13 protein-coding genes are annotated in these 16,051 nt (G+C 72.9%); 7 read left to right on the top strand and 6 right to left on the bottom strand.

Going from position 1 to position 16,051, the window contains the following annotated elements; all coding sequences use genetic code 11:
• Nucleotides 1–8 precede the first annotated feature (8 nt).
• From BLA60_RS07185 to BLA60_RS07175, 3 genes are all read right to left on the bottom strand, one after another.
• Entirely contained in the window at nucleotides 9–449 is a 441-nt protein-coding gene (locus BLA60_RS07185; RefSeq protein WP_075131926.1) for a roadblock/LC7 domain-containing protein, read from the bottom strand.
• Nucleotides 446–1,699: a sensor histidine kinase gene (locus BLA60_RS07180; RefSeq protein ID WP_245811857.1), complete on the bottom strand. Its 1,254-nt coding sequence runs from the start codon at nucleotides 1,697–1,699 to the stop codon at nucleotides 446–448. Before BLA60_RS07180 ends, BLA60_RS07185 begins: the two co-directional genes overlap by 4 nt.
• 371 nt (nucleotides 1,700–2,070) lie before the next feature.
• Entirely contained in the window at nucleotides 2,071–3,057 is a 987-nt protein-coding gene (locus tag BLA60_RS07175) for a DNA polymerase domain-containing protein (protein ID WP_075131924.1), read from the bottom strand.
• A 182-nt stretch (nucleotides 3,058–3,239) separates the two neighbouring features.
• Here BLA60_RS07175 and BLA60_RS07170 point away from each other — a divergent pair, with 182 nt between their 5' ends.
• The 7 genes from BLA60_RS07170 to BLA60_RS07140 all read left to right on the top strand — a co-directional run bounded on the left by BLA60_RS07170 (nucleotide 3,240) and on the right by BLA60_RS07140 (nucleotide 12,971).
• Complete coding sequence (locus tag BLA60_RS07170; RefSeq protein WP_245811856.1) at nucleotides 3,240–4,541, top strand: SWIM zinc finger family protein; 1,302 nt, start codon at nucleotides 3,240–3,242, stop codon at nucleotides 4,539–4,541.
• Nucleotides 4,538–5,917, top strand: a complete 1,380-nt coding sequence (locus BLA60_RS07165) for a DUF5691 domain-containing protein (protein WP_154814179.1) — start codon at nucleotides 4,538–4,540, stop codon at nucleotides 5,915–5,917. The genes BLA60_RS07170 and BLA60_RS07165 overlap by 4 nt, the downstream gene beginning before the upstream one ends.
• Entirely contained in the window at nucleotides 5,914–6,993 is a 1,080-nt protein-coding gene (locus tag BLA60_RS07160) for an ATP-binding protein (protein ID WP_075131923.1), read from the top strand. Before BLA60_RS07165 ends, BLA60_RS07160 begins: the two co-directional genes overlap by 4 nt.
• Nucleotides 6,990–9,167: a DUF5682 family protein gene (locus tag BLA60_RS07155; RefSeq protein WP_075131922.1), complete on the top strand. Its 2,178-nt coding sequence runs from the start codon at nucleotides 6,990–6,992 to the stop codon at nucleotides 9,165–9,167. The genes BLA60_RS07160 and BLA60_RS07155 overlap by 4 nt, the downstream gene beginning before the upstream one ends.
• A complete protein-coding gene (locus BLA60_RS07150) occupies nucleotides 9,164–10,321 on the top strand; it encodes a VWA domain-containing protein (protein WP_075131921.1) in 1,158 nt (385 codons plus the stop codon). Before BLA60_RS07155 ends, BLA60_RS07150 begins: the two co-directional genes overlap by 4 nt.
• 75 nt (nucleotides 10,322–10,396) lie before the next feature.
• Nucleotides 10,397–11,632, top strand: a complete 1,236-nt coding sequence (locus tag BLA60_RS07145; protein WP_075131920.1) for a glycosyltransferase — start codon at nucleotides 10,397–10,399, stop codon at nucleotides 11,630–11,632.
• A gap of 76 nt (nucleotides 11,633–11,708) precedes the next feature.
• A complete protein-coding gene (locus BLA60_RS07140) occupies nucleotides 11,709–12,971 on the top strand; it encodes a glycosyltransferase (RefSeq protein ID WP_075131919.1) in 1,263 nt (420 codons plus the stop codon).
• On the opposite strand, the gene BLA60_RS07135 is transcribed toward BLA60_RS07140, so the two are convergent.
• The 3 genes from BLA60_RS07135 to BLA60_RS07125 form a co-directional block, all read right to left on the bottom strand.
• On the bottom strand, nucleotides 12,926–14,377 hold the full coding sequence (locus BLA60_RS07135) for a DUF6239 family natural product biosynthesis protein (protein WP_075131918.1): 1,452 nt from the start codon (nucleotides 14,375–14,377) through the stop codon (nucleotides 12,926–12,928). The genes BLA60_RS07140 and BLA60_RS07135 overlap by 46 nt on opposite strands.
• Nucleotides 14,378–14,380: 3 nt before the next feature.
• A complete protein-coding gene (locus tag BLA60_RS07130) occupies nucleotides 14,381–14,974 on the bottom strand; it encodes a hypothetical protein (RefSeq protein WP_075131917.1) in 594 nt (197 codons plus the stop codon).
• A 63-nt stretch (nucleotides 14,975–15,037) separates the two neighbouring features.
• Nucleotides 15,038–15,811: a winged helix-turn-helix transcriptional regulator gene (locus tag BLA60_RS07125; protein ID WP_162292915.1), complete on the bottom strand. Its 774-nt coding sequence runs from the start codon at nucleotides 15,809–15,811 to the stop codon at nucleotides 15,038–15,040.
• Nucleotides 15,812–16,051 lie beyond the last annotated feature (240 nt).

Below are 16,051 nucleotides of genomic sequence, written 5' to 3'. Positions count from 1 at the left end.
GGGGCCGGTCATGCCTGGGGCCGGCGGGCGGTCAGCACCCGTCGCAGGTCGGCGCGCAGTTCGGGTGTCAGCGCGTGTCCCGCGTTGGTGACGAACTGGGTCATCTCGTAGGCCACGACACGCATGTCGCAGTCGGGACCGGTGAGCACGGCGAGGCCCGCGCCGGTGCCGATCCCCATGAACAGGAAGTAACCCCTGGTCAGCCGGATGATGATCTGCTCGCAGTTTCCCTTGCCGTAGAGGGCGGCGCTGCTGCCGGCGAGGCTGAGCAGGCCGCTGGCGATGGCGGCGAGCTGTTCGGCGTCGTCGGAGCGCACCTCGGCGGACGCGGTCAGCGGGAAGCCGTCGGAGGAGGTGATCAGGGCGTGCGTGACGCCGTGCACCTTCCCGACGAAGTCGTTGAGCAGCCAGGTGATGTCGCTGGCCGATTTGTGGGAGGCGGCGGTCACGACGAGGATCCCTCCGGCGGCAGGTCGTAGTCCTGGGGCCAGCGGGTGTCCTCCGCGTCGGTCCGCGACTTCGCCTCGGCCTCGCCGGCGGTGAACGCCTCGAGGTCGGCGAGCAGCTTCTCGTGGCCGTTCGGGTCCGGCTGCGGTTCGGCCGCCGGCGGTTCGGCCGCCGCGCCGTCGCCGGGGTTCTTGATGCTGCGCGAGACCCGGCGGGGCAGGCCGTTGGCCGTCTGGCCGCCCTCGTCGGGGTCCTGCGGGCGGGGCCGGGTGACGGTGCCGCCGCGTCGCCGCTCGCCGGCCGGGGCCGCCGGGGTGGTGCGCTGGCGGGTGATGGGAGGGCGGCGGGGTGCCGGGGGTACCGGGACCGTGGTGACCCGGTCGGGGTCGGCGGCGGTGGGCGCGGCGGTGACGGTGACCGTCTGCGAGCCCGACCAGGCCTTGTCCGGCAGCTCGCAGAGCAGGCCGGGGGGCAGCAGGACGGTCGCGGTGGTGCCGTGCGGCGAGCGCCTGGCCAGCCGTACGCGCATGTCGTGGCGGGCGGCGAGGCGGCGGACGACGGCCAGGCCCATGTGGCGCACGGAGTCATCGGTGAGCCTCGGCTCGTCGGACAGGCGGCTGTTGAGCTGCTCGACGCGTTGCGCCGGCAGGCCGATGCCGTCGTCCTCGACGCGCAGCAGAACGCTGCCGGAGTCGGTGAGGTGCGCGCTGACCCTCACCGAGGACTCCGGCGGGGACTGCTTGGCGGCGTTGTCGAGCAGTTCGGCCAGCAGCCGGCTGAGGTCGTCGGCGGCGATGCCGGTCACGCCCAGGGCCAGTACCCGGCCGATGGAGACCCGGGAGTAGCCGTCGATCGAGGACATCGCCGCCCGCACGACATCCACGATGGACGCCGAGTCGGACTGTGCGTCGTTGGCGTCGCGGCCGGCGAGGACCCGCAGGTTCTCGGCGTTGCGGCGCAGCCGGGCGGCGAGGTGGTCGAGCTTGTACAGCTCGGCGAGGCGCTCGGGGTCGGATTCGTTCTCCTCGAGCCGCTCCAGCAGGGCGAGCAGCGAGTCGACCAGGTTGAGGTCACGCAGCGCGATGCTGGCGCAGATGTCGACCACCGCGCCCTCCGGCTCCTGGTGGACCATCTCGCCGCGCGCGCCCTCGATGACGCGGGGCAGCACCGGGGCCGGTCCACGGGGCGGGTCGAGTACCCGTACGGCCGCCACCCGGGACCGTTCGAGCAGATCGCGGGAGCGCTGGAGCATTTGTCTGGCTCGGGTCGTCATTGTGTCCCAACGGTTTCTGTCACTAGCGGGTGCGGTGCCGGGGCGGCGCATGCGACGGGGACATGTAATCAAAGCGTCGGACGGGTGTCCACACCTCGTCTCGGATCATATGCGCAGGGTAACCGGCCGCAGACCGTCCATTGTGGAGCATTCAGGCCGCTGACTGGCACCGATGGGGGCCAGGTACCCACTTGAGTGATAACCCTATGTGATCATCATCGGGCGATCGAACCGGCCGTTCGGCCGTGACGAAACCTCCGCTCGGCCGGTCCCGGGACCGGCCGAGCGGGCGTATCGCGGAGTGCGGGTCGGCCGTTCAACGAACGCTGACGTCCGACCAACGGGCGCGATTACTCCTCGCCGGCCTTGGCGGCGCGTTCGGCCGCACGCTTGCGGCGCTTGCCCTCGTGCATGGCGACCACCCGGGCCACCGGGATCTCGTGGCCCTCGGCGACCAGGTCGGCCGGCAGCCGCTGCGGGGCCGGCAGCGCGGCCGCCCACGGGTCGGTCCCGGCGACCAGCGCCGCGGCGTTGCGGACGGTGAAGTCGGCCGGCACGACGTCGTCGGCGTCGGCCCAGCTCACCGGGAACGAGACCGGCACGCCGGGGCGCAGCCGGGGGCTGTACGCGGCGATCACCGTGGCGCCGTGCGCCCGCGTCGAGTCGACGAAGACCTTGCCCTCGCGTTCGTCCTTGATGTACGCGGTGGTGGCGATGCCCGGATCGAGCCCGGCGGCCCGCGCGGCGATCGCCCGGGTGGCGGCCGCCGCGTCGTCGGGGTCGGTGGTCGGGTCGACCGGGACGAACACGTGCACGCCCTTGGCGCCGCTGGTCTTCAGCGCGCCGTCCAGACCGAGGTCGAGCAGGGCCTGGCGGACGAGTTTGGCGGCGTTGGCCGCGGCCCGGAAACCGTTCTCGACCTGACCTTCCGGCGGGTCGAGGTCGAGCACGAGGTGCGTCGGGTGATACATGACCTCGGTCTGATAAAGCGTGACGTGGTACTCGACCGCACGTTGGTTGGCGAACCAGATCAGGGTGCGCCGGTCGTCACAGAGGCCGTAGGAGACGGTGCGCCGCGACGCCTCGGCCCACAGGTCGGTCCGGCGGATCCAGTCCGGGGTGTACTTCGGCAGGTTCTTCTGCATGAAGGGTTCCTGCCCCGGCCGGACCCGCACCACCGACAGTGGACGGTCGGCCAGGCCGGGAAGGATCCGATCGCGCACCGCGTCCAGATAGTCGACGAGATCGCGCTTGGTCGCACCGGCACCGTCGAACATTTCCTGGTCGAGGTTTGTGAGCGGGACCCCGTCCCGTGACTCCGTACTCCTGCTCGCCATGGCTACACCTCACCGTCTACGACAGACCCCGTCAACCCGCGGAGATATGTCTCAGGCGGGATTTGCCGGCATCCCGAATTCACGCCTTTCGTCCACTCCCAGCGTGCCGGAATTGCCGCGTCGGCGGACGTTGTCGGTGCCGGCGGATAGTGTTGGCGGTCGGTGTCCAACACGATCGGGAGGTGCGGCGCGTGGGTGCGCGGTGGACCGAGGCGCGGGTGCTCGCCCTCGCGCCCGACGCCGGGTCAGCGCGTGCCGCCCGGTCACTCGCCCGGCCCGGCCGCTGGTCGGACCTTGGCAGCAACGACTCGCTCGTGTGGGGCAAGTGCCAGGGCAGCGCCCGCGACCCCTACCAGGTCACCGTCGACCTGAACGAGCCAGCGTTCCGCTGCACCTGCCCCAGCCGCAAGCACCCGTGCAAGCACGGCCTGGCACTGCTGCTGATGTGGGCGGCCGGCGACGGGTCGGTCGCCGACCTCGACACGGCCGCCGACTTCGCCGCCGCCTGGGCCGACGAACGCGCCGCCAGGCCCACCCGCCGGGCCGGCGAGCCCGACCCCGAGGCACGGGCCAAACGGCTGGCCGAGCGGGAGAGCCTGATGACCGCCGGCCTCGACGAGTTCGAACGCTGGCTGTTCGACCTGGTCCGCCAGGGCCTGGCCGGTGTACGTGGCCAGCCGTACACGTTCTGGGAGACCGCCGCCGCCCGCCTGGTCGACGCCCAGGTCCCCGGCCTGGCCGAACGGGTCCGGTCGATGGGCAGCGCGGTCCACGTGCGCGCCGACTGGGCCCAGCACCTGCTCACCCACCTGGGCCGCTGGTACCTGGCGGTGCGCGCGTGGCGCGGCCGAGCCGGCCTGTCACCGGCGAGCATGGGCGACCTGCGGACCGTGCTCGGCTGGCCCCGCCGCTCCGACGAGGTCCTGGCCGGCGAGCGGCTGCGGGACCGCTGGTGGGTGCTCGGCCTGCGCCAGGACGAGGACGAGCGGCTGTTGTCCCAGCGCACCTGGCTCCACGGCGAGCACACCGGCGAGACCGTCGTCCTGCTCGACTTCGCCGCCGCCGGCGGGTCGCTGCGCGTGCCGCACGTCCTGGGTTCGGTCCTGGACGGCGAACTGGCCCTCTACCCCGGCTCCGCCCCCCGCCGGGTCCTGCTGGCCGGCGACCCCACCACCACTGTCGGCGACGGCCTCCCGGTGACCGACACCGTGCTGGCGGCCCTCGACCTGGCCACCACCTGGCAGGCCGGCAACCCCTGGCTGGACCGCCTCCCGATGTCGCTGGGCGCGGTCACCGTCATCCCCGGCGACGACACCGTCCTGGTCGACCGCGACGGCACCACCGTCACCCTGGAACGCGAGTTCGACCCCTGGCCCCTGCTCGCCCTCAGCGGCGGCCACCCGGTCGACCTGTTCGGCGAGTGGATCGGCCAACGCCTCCACCCCTGCAGCGTCGCGGTCGACGGCGAGCTGATCTCGCTGTGAACTGGGAAGGGCTGCTCGGCACGGCGATGGTCGGCACCGGCCGGCGGGATCTGCCGGCCGACGTGCTGGACGGGGTGGCGACGGTCAGCGCCGAGGGGCCGGAGGCGACGGTGCTGGCGGCCGCGGCGGTGCTGGGGGCCTACCGGCGGGCCGGGTGGACGCCGCCGGCCTGGGGCGGGGAGGTGGTGGAGCCGGCGGCGCGCGACGAGCGGCCGGTGTGTTCGCCGGCGGCGGCGCAGGTGCTGGAGTTGTTGGTGAGCAGGGACATCCGGGTCGAGGGTGGCAACGAGTTGCTCATCGGGCACTGGTTGGCGACCTGTGCGCGGGCCGGGCAGCGGCCGCCGGCCCGGTTGGTCGTGTTGTTGTTGCGGTTGGCGACCGCGACGCGGGGGTTGCGCGACGAGGTCGCCGCGATCGCCGGGCCGCGCGGCGAGTGGCTGGCCAGGCGGAACCCGAGTTGGGCGTGGGCGGCGCCGGTGGCGGCGACCGACGCCAAGGAGCGGTTCGCGACCGGGACGTGGGCGCAGCGCCAGGCCGTGCTGACCGCGTTGCGGCGCACGGATCCGGCGGGGGCCCGCGCGCTGGTGGAGTCCACCTGGGAGCAGGAGCCGGCCGCCACCCGGGCCGGGATGGTCGACGTACTGGGCGTCAACCTGTCCGATGAGGACGAACCGTTTCTGGAGTCCACACTGGACGACCGGGCGGTGACCGTCCGCGCGGCCGCCGCCGCGTTGCTCGACCGGTTGCCGCGCTCGCGGCGCGCGGCGCGGATGGCCCAGCGGGTCCGCGACCTCGAACCGCCGGAGGAGCTGGACGCCTCGGCCCGGCGGGACGGGATCACCGACCAGCGCGAGCACGGCCACGGGCGCCGCGCGTCCTGGCTGATCCAGCTGCTCGGCGCGGCCCCGCTCGGGCCGGTGCCCGACGACCTGTCCACCGCCGACTCCTGGGTGGTGGTCGGCTGGACGATGGCCGCGTTGCGCCAGCGCGACGAGCGGTGGCTGGTGGCGCTGGCCCGCGCCCGGCCAACGCCCGAGGTCGTGGCCGCGTTGCCGACGGCCGAGGCGATCGCCGTCGTCGACCGGGAGTCCACGGTGGACGCTCGGTTCGCCGGGCTGCTGGCCGCCTGCCCTGGGCCGTGGCCGGCGGAGTTCTCCACCAGGATCGTGGTGCGGCTGCGCGGCGCCCGCACCGAGGGCGCGCTCACCCTCGCCTTCGCCGCCCTCGCCCGCAACCTGCACCACACGGCGCTGCCGGCCGTCGAGTCCTGGATCGAGGACACCCCACCGGACAAGCGCGCCCGCCGCCGCACCCTGCGCGGCCTCGCGCACGCCCTGACCATCCGCCAGACCATCGAGCAGGAGTTCCCTCTATGACAACGGTTTTGCGGGCGCACGCCGAGGACCAGCATGCCGAGGAGCTGGCCGCGCTCGCCCGGTCCGACGACCGGCCGCGCCCACCCAACTGGCACCTGTCGCCGTGGGCCGTGGTCACCTACGTCCTGGGCGGCCAGACCCCGGACGGCACGGTCATCACGCCCAAGTACCTCGGCTCGCGCCGGCTGGTGGAGGTCGCGGTCGCCACCCTGGCCACCGACCGCGCGCTGCTGCTGCTCGGCGTCCCCGGCACCGCCAAGACGTGGCTGTCCGAGCACCTGGCGGCGGCCGTGTCCGGCGACTCGACCCAGCTCGTGCAGGGCACCTCCGGCACGGCCGAGGAGTCGATCCGCTACGGCTGGAACTACGCGCGCCTGCTCTCGGCCGGCCCGTCGCGCGACGCCATGGTCGCGAGCCCCGTCCTGCGCGCCATGGAGACCGGCGGCATCGCCCGCATCGAGGAGCTGACCCGCATCCCGTCGGACGTGCAGGACGCGCTGATCACCGTGCTCAGCGAGAAGACCCTGCCGATCCCCGAACTGGACGACGAGGTGCAGGCGCTGGCCGGGTTCAACGTGATCGCCACCGCCAACGACCGTGACCGGGGTGTCAACGACCTGTCGGCCGCGCTCAAGCGCCGGTTCAACGTGGTGGTTCTGCCGCTGCCCGAGGACACCGACTCGGAGGTGGAGATCGTGCGGCTGCGGGTCGGCCAGCTCGGCGAGGCGCTGTCGCTGCCGACCGAGCTGGAGGCGGTGGACGAGATCCGGCGCGTGGTCACGGTGTTCCGCGAGCTGCGCGACGGGGTCACCGCCGACGGCCGGACGAAGATCAAGTCCCCGTCGGGTTCGCTGTCGACCGCCGAGGCCATCTCGGTGATGACCAGCGGGATCGCCCTGGCCGCGCACTTCGGCGACGGTGTGGTGCGGGCGGCGGACATCGCCGCCGGGTTGCAGGGCGCGGTGGTCAAGGACCCGGTGGCCGACCGGCTGGTGTGGCAGGAGTACCTGGAGGCCGTCGTGCGCGAGCGCAAGCCGTGGCAGGACCTGTACCGCGCCTGCCGAGAACTCGGGTGACCGACGTCCACGTCCTGGGGATCCGCCACCACGGGCCGGGGTCGGCGCGGGCGGTGCGCGCCGCGTTGGACGAGTTGGACCCGGAGCTGGTGCTGATCGAGGGTCCGCCGGAGCTGGACGCGGTGGCACCGCTGGCGGCCGAGGCCGGGATGCGCCCGCCGGTCGCCGGCCTGGTCTACGCGGTCGACGACCCGGCGACGGCCGCGTTCTACCCGATGGCGGTGTTCTCCCCGGAGTGGGTGGCGCTGCGCTGGGCGTTGGACCGTGGCCGGGCTGCCCGGTTCCTCGACCTGCCGGCGGCCAACGCGCTGGTGCTCGGTGACCAGGAGCGCGACCGGTTCGACCCGATCGCCACCCTCGCCCGCGCCGCCGGCTACGACGACCCGGAGCGGTGGTGGGAGGACGCGATCGAGCTGCGCTACCACGGCCTGGAGGTGTTCGACGCGGTGCTCGACGCGATGCGCACGCTGCGCGAGGACCTGGCGGTCGACGAGGTGACCCGCCGGCGGGAGGCGGCGATGCGCCGGGTGCTGCGGGCGGCGATGCGCACGGCGAGCGGGCCGGTGGCGGTGGTCTGCGGCGCCTGGCACGCGCCGGTGCTGGTGCCGGGCACCTTCCCCACGATCGCCTCGGACAGCGCGCTGCTCAAGGGTCTGCGCTCGGCGAAGGTCGCCGCGACGTGGGTGCCGTGGACGTCCAACCGGCTGGCGAAGGTCAGCGGCTACGGCGCCGGCATCGAGTCGCCCGGCTGGTACCACCACCTGTTCACCGCGCCGGACGAGGTGGTGACCCGCTGGCTGGTGCGGGTCGCGCGGTTGTTGCGCGCGGAGCGGCTGGACGTGTCGTCGGCGTCGGTGATCGAGGCGGTCCGCCTGGCGCACGCGCTGGCCGGGCTGCGCGGGCGGCCCTTCCCCGGCCTCGCGGAGGTGTCCGAGGCGGCGCAGGCGGTGCTCTCCGGCGGTTCGCCGGTGCCGATGCGGCTGGTGGCCAGGAAGCTGCTGGTCGGTGACGTGCTGGGCCGGGTGCCGGAGCGCACGCCGATGGTGCCGCTGGCCAGGGACCTTGAGGCGACCCGCAAACGTCTGCGGATGCGGCAGAGCGCGGCCTCGGCGATCCTCGACCTCGACCTGCGGACCGAGTCGCACCTGGAGCGGTCCAAGCTGCTGCACCGGTTGCGGTTGCTGGACGTGCCGTGGGGCGAGCCGGCCGAGTCGGGCCGGACCAGGGGCACCTTCCGTGAGGCGTGGACCGTGGAGTGGCGGCCCGACCTGGAGGTGGCGCTGATCGAGGCGAGCGTGCACGGCACGACGATCCCGTCGGCGGCCACGTCGGTGGTGACCCACCGGGCGGCCGGCGCGGACGTCGGGGTGCTGGCGTCGCTGGTGGAGACCACGCTGACCGCCGATCTGCCGGACGCGTTGGGCACCGTGCTGGACGCGCTGGCCGAGCGGGCGGCCCGCCAGCACGACACGACGAGGCTGATGGCGGCGGTGGAGCCGCTGGCGCGGGTGCGCCGCTACGGCAACGTGCGGCGCGCGGACACGGAGTTGGTGCAGCGGGTGCTCGCCGGGGTGCTGACCAGGGTCGCGGTGGGTCTGCCGTCGGCGTGCGCGGCGCTGGACGACGACGCGGCGGTGACCGTGCGCGACCTGGTCGACGGGGTGCAGCGGGGGGTGGCGTTGCTCGACCAGCCGCCGCTGCGCCGGGAGTGGCAGCGGGCGTTGGGGGCGGTGGCCGAGCAGCCGGGGGTGCACGGGCTGGTGGCCGGCCGGGCGACCAGGCTGCTGTTGGACGCGGGGCTGATCGAGGTGGCCGAGGCCGGCCGGCGCCTGTCGGCGCGGCTGTCCCCGGCGGCCGACGCGGTGGACGCGGCGGGCTGGCTCGACGGGTTCCTCTCCGGCGAGGCGGCGCTGCTGGTGCACGAGCCGGAGCTGCTGGCGGTGGTCGACCGGTGGGCCTCCGGTGTGGACGGTGAGGTCTTCGACCGGCTGCTTCCGTTGCTGCGCAGGACGTTCGCCGGGTTCGCCCCGGCCGAGCGGCGTGGGATCGGCGAGCAGGTCGCCCGGTTGCGCCGGGGCGGTGGCCGGGTCACCGCCCGCGAGCCCGACCTGGACCACGACCGCGCGGCGCGGGTGCTGCCCCGCGTCCTGGAACTGTTGGGGGAACGGCCGTGACCGACGACGAGGACCACCTGCGCCGCTGGCGGCTGATCCTCGGTGGTGAGGACGCCGACGGCACCGGCGCCGAGCTGTCCGGTGTGGACATCAAGCGGGACGCGACGCTGGACGCCCTCTACGGCGAGCAGAGCCGCCGGGGCGGGCTGGGTGGGTCCTCGCCGAGGGTGGCTCGTTGGCTGGGCGACATCCGGGGCTATTTCCCGGCGTCGGTGGTCCAGGTGATGCAGCGCGACGCGATGGAGCGCCTCGGGTTGCGCCGGTTGCTGCTGGAACCGGAGCTGCTGGAGTCGGTGCAGCCGGACGTGCATCTGGTCGGCACGCTGCTCACGCTCAACCAGGCCATTCCGGAGCGTTCGCGGGAGACGGCGCGGGCGGTGGTGCGCCGGGTGGTCGACGAGCTGGAGCAGCGGCTGGCGCGGCCGACCCGCCAGGCGGTCACCGGTGCGCTGCACCGCGCGGGCCGCACCCGGCGCCCGCGTGCCGGCGACATCGACTGGCCGCGCACGATCCTGGCCAACCTCAAGCACTACCAGCCCGAACACCGCACGGTGATCCCCGAGCGGCTGGTCGGCTACGGCCGGCGGCTGCCGCAGGTGAGCCGGGAGATCGTGCTGTGCCTTGACCAGAGCGCGTCGATGGCGTCGTCGGTGGTGTACGCGGGGGTGTTCGGCGCGGTGCTGGCGTCGGTGAGGTCGTTGCGTACCAGGGTGATCGCGTTCGACACGGCGGTGGCCGACCTGACCGACGCGGTGGCCGACCCGGTCGAGTTGCTGTTCGGTGTGCAGTTGGGCGGCGGCACGGACATCAACGCGGCGTTGGCGTACTGCCAGACCCTGGTGCAGAACCCGCGCGACACGATCCTGGTGCTGATCAGCGACCTGTTCGAGGGCGGGGACGAGGAGGAGATGCTGGCCAGGGCGCGGGCGATGGTCGCCAGCGACGTCCAGGTCGTCTGCCTGCTGGCGCTGTCGGACGACGGTGCCCCAGCCTACGACCACGACAACGCGGCGGCCCTGGCGGCGATGGGCGTCCCGACGTTCGCGTGTACCCCCGACAAGTTCCCGGACCTGATCGCCGCCGCCATCCAGCGCGACGACCTCACCACGTGGGCCAGTGCCAACGACATCCAGCTGGCGGCGCCTCCCCAGTAGCGCAAGGGCAAAGTTGCTGGTCAGCGGCGGCCGTCGGTAGACAGAGATGAAGCCGAAGCCGGTCGTGAGGAGGACATGGTGACACCGAACTGGGTACGTCGCCCGAACACCAGTCCGAGCATGGTCCACGTCAGCGCGACCGCCGCCACCGGCGGCGTCGCCGAGCTGCTGGCTGGCCTGGTGCCGGCACAGATCGCGGCGGGGGTGCCAGCGGGGTGGGCGGTGATCGAGGCCGGGGAGGACTTCCACGACTTCACCCGTTACCTCGACAGGCTGCTCCACGGCCGGGCCGATTCGCTGACCAGCGAGCGTCTTGGCGAGGGCGCCAAGCCCTACCGGGAGCTGCTCGCCACCCACGCCGCCTGGCTGGCCGAGCAACTGGGCTCGGAGGACGTCGTTGTCCTGCACGACCCGGCGACCCTGGGCATGGCCCCGCCGCTGGCGGAGGCCGGGTTACGGGTGGTCTGGCACTGCCACCTGGGGACCACCGAGGAGGAGGCCTCCGGCCCGGCGGCCGTCTGGCACCACTTCCACGACGAGCTGGCCAGCCTGGACGCCGTGGTGACGACGTTGCCCGAGTACGCCCCGCAGAGCGTCCCGGCCGCGCGCCGCCACGTGTTCGCCCCGGCCGTGGACCCGTCGGCCCCCAAGAACCGCCCCCTGTCCTCCCGGGAGATCGAGACCGTGCTGGCCGAGGCCGGGCTGGCGTTGCCGGCGCAGGCGCGCACGGTCGCCCAGGTCTCCCGGTGGGACGCCCTCAAGGACATGCCCGGCGCGCTGCGCTGCCTGCCCAAGCTCCCCGCCGACGTACACCTGGTGCTGGTGGGCGACCACCCGGACTCCTCGGAGAGCCGCGCCGTACTGGACGAGGTGCGATCGTTGCGCGCCCGCCTGTCGGAACAGGACCGGTCCCGGGTGCATCTGGTGCTGACCTCGCAGGAGGATCCGCAGGCTCGCGCACTGCTGGTGAACGCGGTCCAGCGCCGAGCGGACGTGGTACTGCACAAGAGTCTGGCCGAGGGCTTCGGGCTCCCCGTCACCGAGGCGATGCTGAAGGGGAAGGCCGTGGTGGCCGGGGACGTCGGCGGACCACGCCAACAGATCTCCCCCGGCCACAACGGAGTGCTGGCAGATCCCCGGAACACCACCGCGGTGGTGGAGGCCCTGGAGATGCTGCTGGAGGACCCCATGTTGCGCCGGCGTCTGGGGAACAACGCGACCGAGTCGGTGAGCCGGCGCTACCTGATGGACCGTCTGGTGGCCGACTACCACGCCTTCGGCATCTCCGGCCAACTGGCCATCGCCGCCTGACACAGCAAGACGAAAGACGCGAGGCACGGAACGACCGGGTAGAAACGGCCACACCGCCGCCGACCCGGGAGTTCCGATGCCGACACCAACCTGGGAAACACCCCCAGGCCCGACCCGCCTCACCCACATCTCCACCACGACCCACGGCGACGGCATCGCCGAAACCCTCCGGGCCCTCACCAGGACCTCACCCTCGGCGTGGGCGACGATCACCGCCGACAGCGAGTTCCACACCTTCACCGGCTACCTGCACCAGCTCCTCCACGGCTCGGCCGACCCGATGACCGACGACTGGCTGACCCGCTCCGCCCCGCACTACCGGGCCACGCTCGCCCCGTACGCCCACTGGCTCACCACCCAGCTCGCCCCGGGCGACACGGTGGTCCTGCACGGTATCCAGACCCTCGGCCTGGCCCCGGTCCTGTCCGCCGCCGGTCTGCGCACGGCCTGGCACTGCCACGCGGGCACCACCGAGGAGGACGCCTCGGGCCCGGCCGCCGTGTGGCGGATGTTCCACGACGACCTGGCCAGCGTCGACCTTGTTCTCAGCACGTTGCCGGAGTACGCCCCGAAGACGGTTCCGATGGCCCGGCGGCGGGTGATCTCCCCGGCGGTGGATCCGCACTCGTTGCGCAACCGGCCGCTGTCGACCGACGAGCAGGACACGCTGCTCGCCGAACTGGGGCTCACGCTCGACCAGGGCCTGGTCGAGCAGGACCGTCCGCTGCCGGCCGAGGCGCCGATGGTCCTGCAACTGGCGCGCTGGCAGCGGCTCAAGGACATGCGGGGTGTCCTGCGCGCCTTTCCCGCGCTCCCGCCGCACGCCCATCTCGTTCTGGCGGGCAACGATCCCGACGAGTTGCCCGACGACCCGGACGGCTGGTCGGTGTACGAGGAGGTGCGTGAGCTGCGGGCGCAGCTGCCGGTCGACATCCGGCGCCGGGTGCACCTGGCCTTGCTGTCCACTCAGGACCCCGTGCGTTCGGCGCTGACCGTGAACGCGCTTCAGCGCCGCGCGGACATCGTGTTGCAGAAGAGTGTCGCCGAGGGGTTCGGGTTGGCGGTGACCGAGGCGATGCTCAAGGGGCGCGCGGTCGTGGCCGCCGACGTCGGCGGGCTGCGCCAGCAGATCTCTCCTGGCCACAGTGGACTGCTGGTGGATCCGCACGACGTCAACGCCCTGGCGTCGGCGGTCGGCACGTTGCTCGACGACCCGTTGTTGCGGCGCCGGTTGGGGCGCGGGGCCGCCGAGTCGGTCACCCGCCGCTATCTCATGCCCCGTCTGGTCGCCGACTACGGCAGGCTGACGCCGTCGCGGTCCAGTCGCGAGGTCGCCTGAACCCGCACCGGGCCGGTCTCGGGTTCGCGGCGTTCGGCGAGCCAGGCACGGTAGCCGGCGGCCGACGCCGACTGGGTCGAGTAGCTCTCGCTCAGCTCGTAGCGGTAGCGGCGGAACGACTCGCCGTTGGGGTCGTAGCGCAGGGCGATGTGCTGGCCGTCGGCCAGCAGCGGTTCGGTCAGCAGCCAGGGGGCCAGGTAGACGGGCCGGTCGCGGTCGGTGGCGGCGTCGGTCCAGCCGGAGGTGATCACCAGCGGCACGCCGGGCGTGTCCGGTGGGACCAGGGTGAGACCGGTGGCCCTGGCGGCGACCCGCACGGCGGCGGCGGCCTCGACGCCGCGCGGTGAGCTGTCGGTGATCAGCGCCGCCCGGTCGGCCTCGACGGCGTCGACCAGGTCGACCAGGGCGGCCGCGTCGATCGGGTCCAGGCCGTCCGACGGGCAGGGTTCGCCGCCGGTGGCCGTGCCGGCGACGAGCATGCGGCCCAGCAGCGCGCTCGCGCACTCGGGGCCGTCGGCGCCGGCCAGGACCGGCGAGGACCGGCCGGTGTCGCCGGTGGTGGTGAAGAACGTCGCGGTGGCCGCGCCGGAGCGGACCCACAGGTCGCTGCGGCCGGGCGGCAGGTCGACGCTGACCCAGCCACCGGTGGTCCCGGCCCTGGGCCAGACGGGTTGGTGGGCCCCGGCACTCAGGCCGACGGAAGCGTCCGGGTCGTCGACGTGCACCAGGTTCCAGCCGGGCAGGTTGGGCACCACGGTCACGTCGACCACCCGCCCGCCGACCTCCAGGCGCACGGCGTTCGCCACGCCGGGGGTCGGTTCGGGGCGCCGCAGGGTGACCGCCTGCGCGGTGCCGGCCAGCATGGCCATCGCCAGCAGCGCGGCGCCCACGCGCAGGGCGGCGCTCGCCCACCGGCCCCGGGGCGCGGCGACGGCGAACCACACCAGCGCGACCAGGCCCAACAGCACGCCGGTGTGCAGTACGACCGAGGTGCGGACGTCACCGGCGCCGGTCAGCCACGCGAGCGCGAGCTGGACGAGCGCGAGAACGGCCACCGCGGCGAACACCAGAGGTGCCGCGCGGCGGCCGAACCCGACGGCGGGGGCGAACCGCTCGTCCCGGGACAGGACGAGGTAGATCGGGGCGGCCAGGGCGGCCAGCAGCAGCGGCACGACCTGGTCGGGCAGGTTCAGGCCGCCGGAGACCAGCAGCTGCATGGTCGCCGCGGAGCTGGCCAGGACGGTGACCGCGACCCTGGCGAACCGGGTCGGCTCACCGAGGAAGCCGCGCAGCAGCGCGAACGCGGACACCGCCGCGACCGCGGCGAGCAGCACCACCCGCAACAGCAGGGAGCCGATACCGTCCCCGAGGTCCAGGTGGGCGTGCCCGCCGCCCGCCGCCAGCACCGGTCAGGCCGCGGCGCCGGCCGGAACCCGCTGGCTCACGGCACAGGTGCAGGTCATCAGCGCGCGCTCGGCCGGCTTGGGCCACAGGTGCTTGATCATCCCGACGACCATCGGGACGAACACGATCGCGTTGTAGAACAGGTGCAGCTCCACCCGGGGGAAGACCAGCTGGGCGATGCTCGTCGGCACCGGCTTGCCCATCAGGTTCGCGCCGGTCAGCGCCTGCAGCAGCAGGAGCAGGTGCTCGAAGTGGTGCCACACCTGGATCCACATGGCGATGTTCCACCAGGTCCGCGAGCCGCCGACGAACCCGTGGCGCAACACCACGAACCCGACGAGCATGAAGATCGCGAAACCGTAGTGCAGCCACTCGGAGGTGACCAGCCACGGGAAGACCAGGCCGAGGACCCCGCCGGCCTGCGGGCGCGGCCAGCCGGAGACGTAGATCTGCCAGGCCTGGGCGAGGTGCTCGGCCCAGTGCGCGACCACGATGAACGTGAACGCGTAGAGCATGAGCTTGTGGTACCGGGTGTTGAGCGAACCACCTGGTCCGAGCAACCGCTGATGATCCTGCTGGACGGCCGCGTTGGCGGGCATCACGACTCCTCGCTGTCGAAGACGGAACACTCGCTCCTGGGTCCCCATCCTGCTGGACGGCCCTCAGTCACGGGAAGGCCGAGGCGCTTCCAGATCTGGCAGACCGAACATCGAGACGAACTCCTCCATGACGGCCGCACCACCGGTGACGGTGACGGTGCCGGTCGCCATGGCCTCGGCGACGGTCATCCGGCGGGTCACCATGTCCTTGAGGTACGGGCCGGGAGCGATCATGACGGCGCCGGGCAGGCGGCCCCGGCCGGTCTCGATGTGGCCGTCCTCGATCACCGCGTTGATGACGATGTCACCGAAGTGCAGTTCGTAGGAGGCGGAGCGGCCGGCGGCGGCGTCGGCGATGAACATCGCCCGCATGGCCACCATCATCGAGTCCTCGGTGATGATGTCCTCGGGACGGGGGTCGTTGAGCATGGCCGAGCCCCAGCGGCCCATCGCCAGCAGCGGCCCCTCCAGTTCCCGGCCGTACCTGGTCAGCTTGTACTGTGGGTTACCGGAGGTGTCACTGGTGCCGGCCTTCTCGACGATCCCGCAGTAGCCCATTTCGCGCAGCCGCATGGACAGCAGGTTCTCCGGCACACCCGGCAGGCCCTTGGCCAGCTCGGATGTGGATTTCGCACTTACCAGAAGGTCCCGTACAATCAACATGCCCCAGCGCTCCCCCACCGCCTCGATGGCGCGGGAAAGGCCGCAGTACTGCCCGTAAGTTCCTCTGGCGACGCCCTGCAACTCCGACACGACCGTGTCGAGGCTTCGCGGATCGGCACCGTTCGTGGTGAGCGAGAAAGTATCGCCGGAGATGGTCAGGCCATCCCCGTCCATGACGACTTTCCACCCGGAGTCCGTCATACCAGCGGTCCCCTCTCTCAACCTGTGCCAAAGGGCGTCTTACCAGGTAGCGGCGCTGCGCCAGGTGGGCAACAGGCTCGACTCGTGCGAGTTCAATGGTCTGCCTCGAGCGGATCGAGACGCATCTTCCGGTTTGCGCTGCGGCACCGGTTCGGGCATCGGGAGCGATTGGTGTCGTCCATTTGCCGCAAACTGGACGGAATGTTCCCGCGC

The sequence above is a fragment of the Actinophytocola xinjiangensis genome, assembly GCF_001921215.1.
Taxonomy (GTDB): domain Bacteria; phylum Actinomycetota; class Actinomycetes; order Mycobacteriales; family Pseudonocardiaceae; genus Actinophytocola; species Actinophytocola xinjiangensis.
This window is presented reverse-complemented; position numbering and strand designations above follow the sequence as displayed.

What these genes read in the sequence shown, in the direction of transcription:
- BLA60_RS07125 (WP_162292915.1), bottom strand. Translation starts at nt 15,811, where the DNA reads ATGGACGGGGATGGCCTGACCATCTCCGGCGATACTTTCTCGCTCACC.
- BLA60_RS07175 (WP_075131924.1), bottom strand. Translation starts at nt 3,057, where the DNA reads ATGGCGAGCAGGAGTACGGAGTCACGGGACGGGGTCCCGCTCACAAAC.
- BLA60_RS07140 (WP_075131919.1), top strand. Translation starts at nt 11,709, where the DNA reads ATGCCGACACCAACCTGGGAAACACCCCCAGGCCCGACCCGCCTCACC.
- BLA60_RS07160 (WP_075131923.1), top strand. Translation starts at nt 5,914, where the DNA reads ATGACAACGGTTTTGCGGGCGCACGCCGAGGACCAGCATGCCGAGGAG.
- BLA60_RS07180 (WP_245811857.1), bottom strand. Translation starts at nt 1,699, where the DNA reads ATGCTCCAGCGCTCCCGCGATCTGCTCGAACGGTCCCGGGTGGCGGCC.
- BLA60_RS07130 (WP_075131917.1), bottom strand. Translation starts at nt 14,974, where the DNA reads ATGCCCGCCAACGCGGCCGTCCAGCAGGATCATCAGCGGTTGCTCGGA.
- BLA60_RS07145 (WP_075131920.1), top strand. Translation starts at nt 10,397, where the DNA reads ATGGTGACACCGAACTGGGTACGTCGCCCGAACACCAGTCCGAGCATG.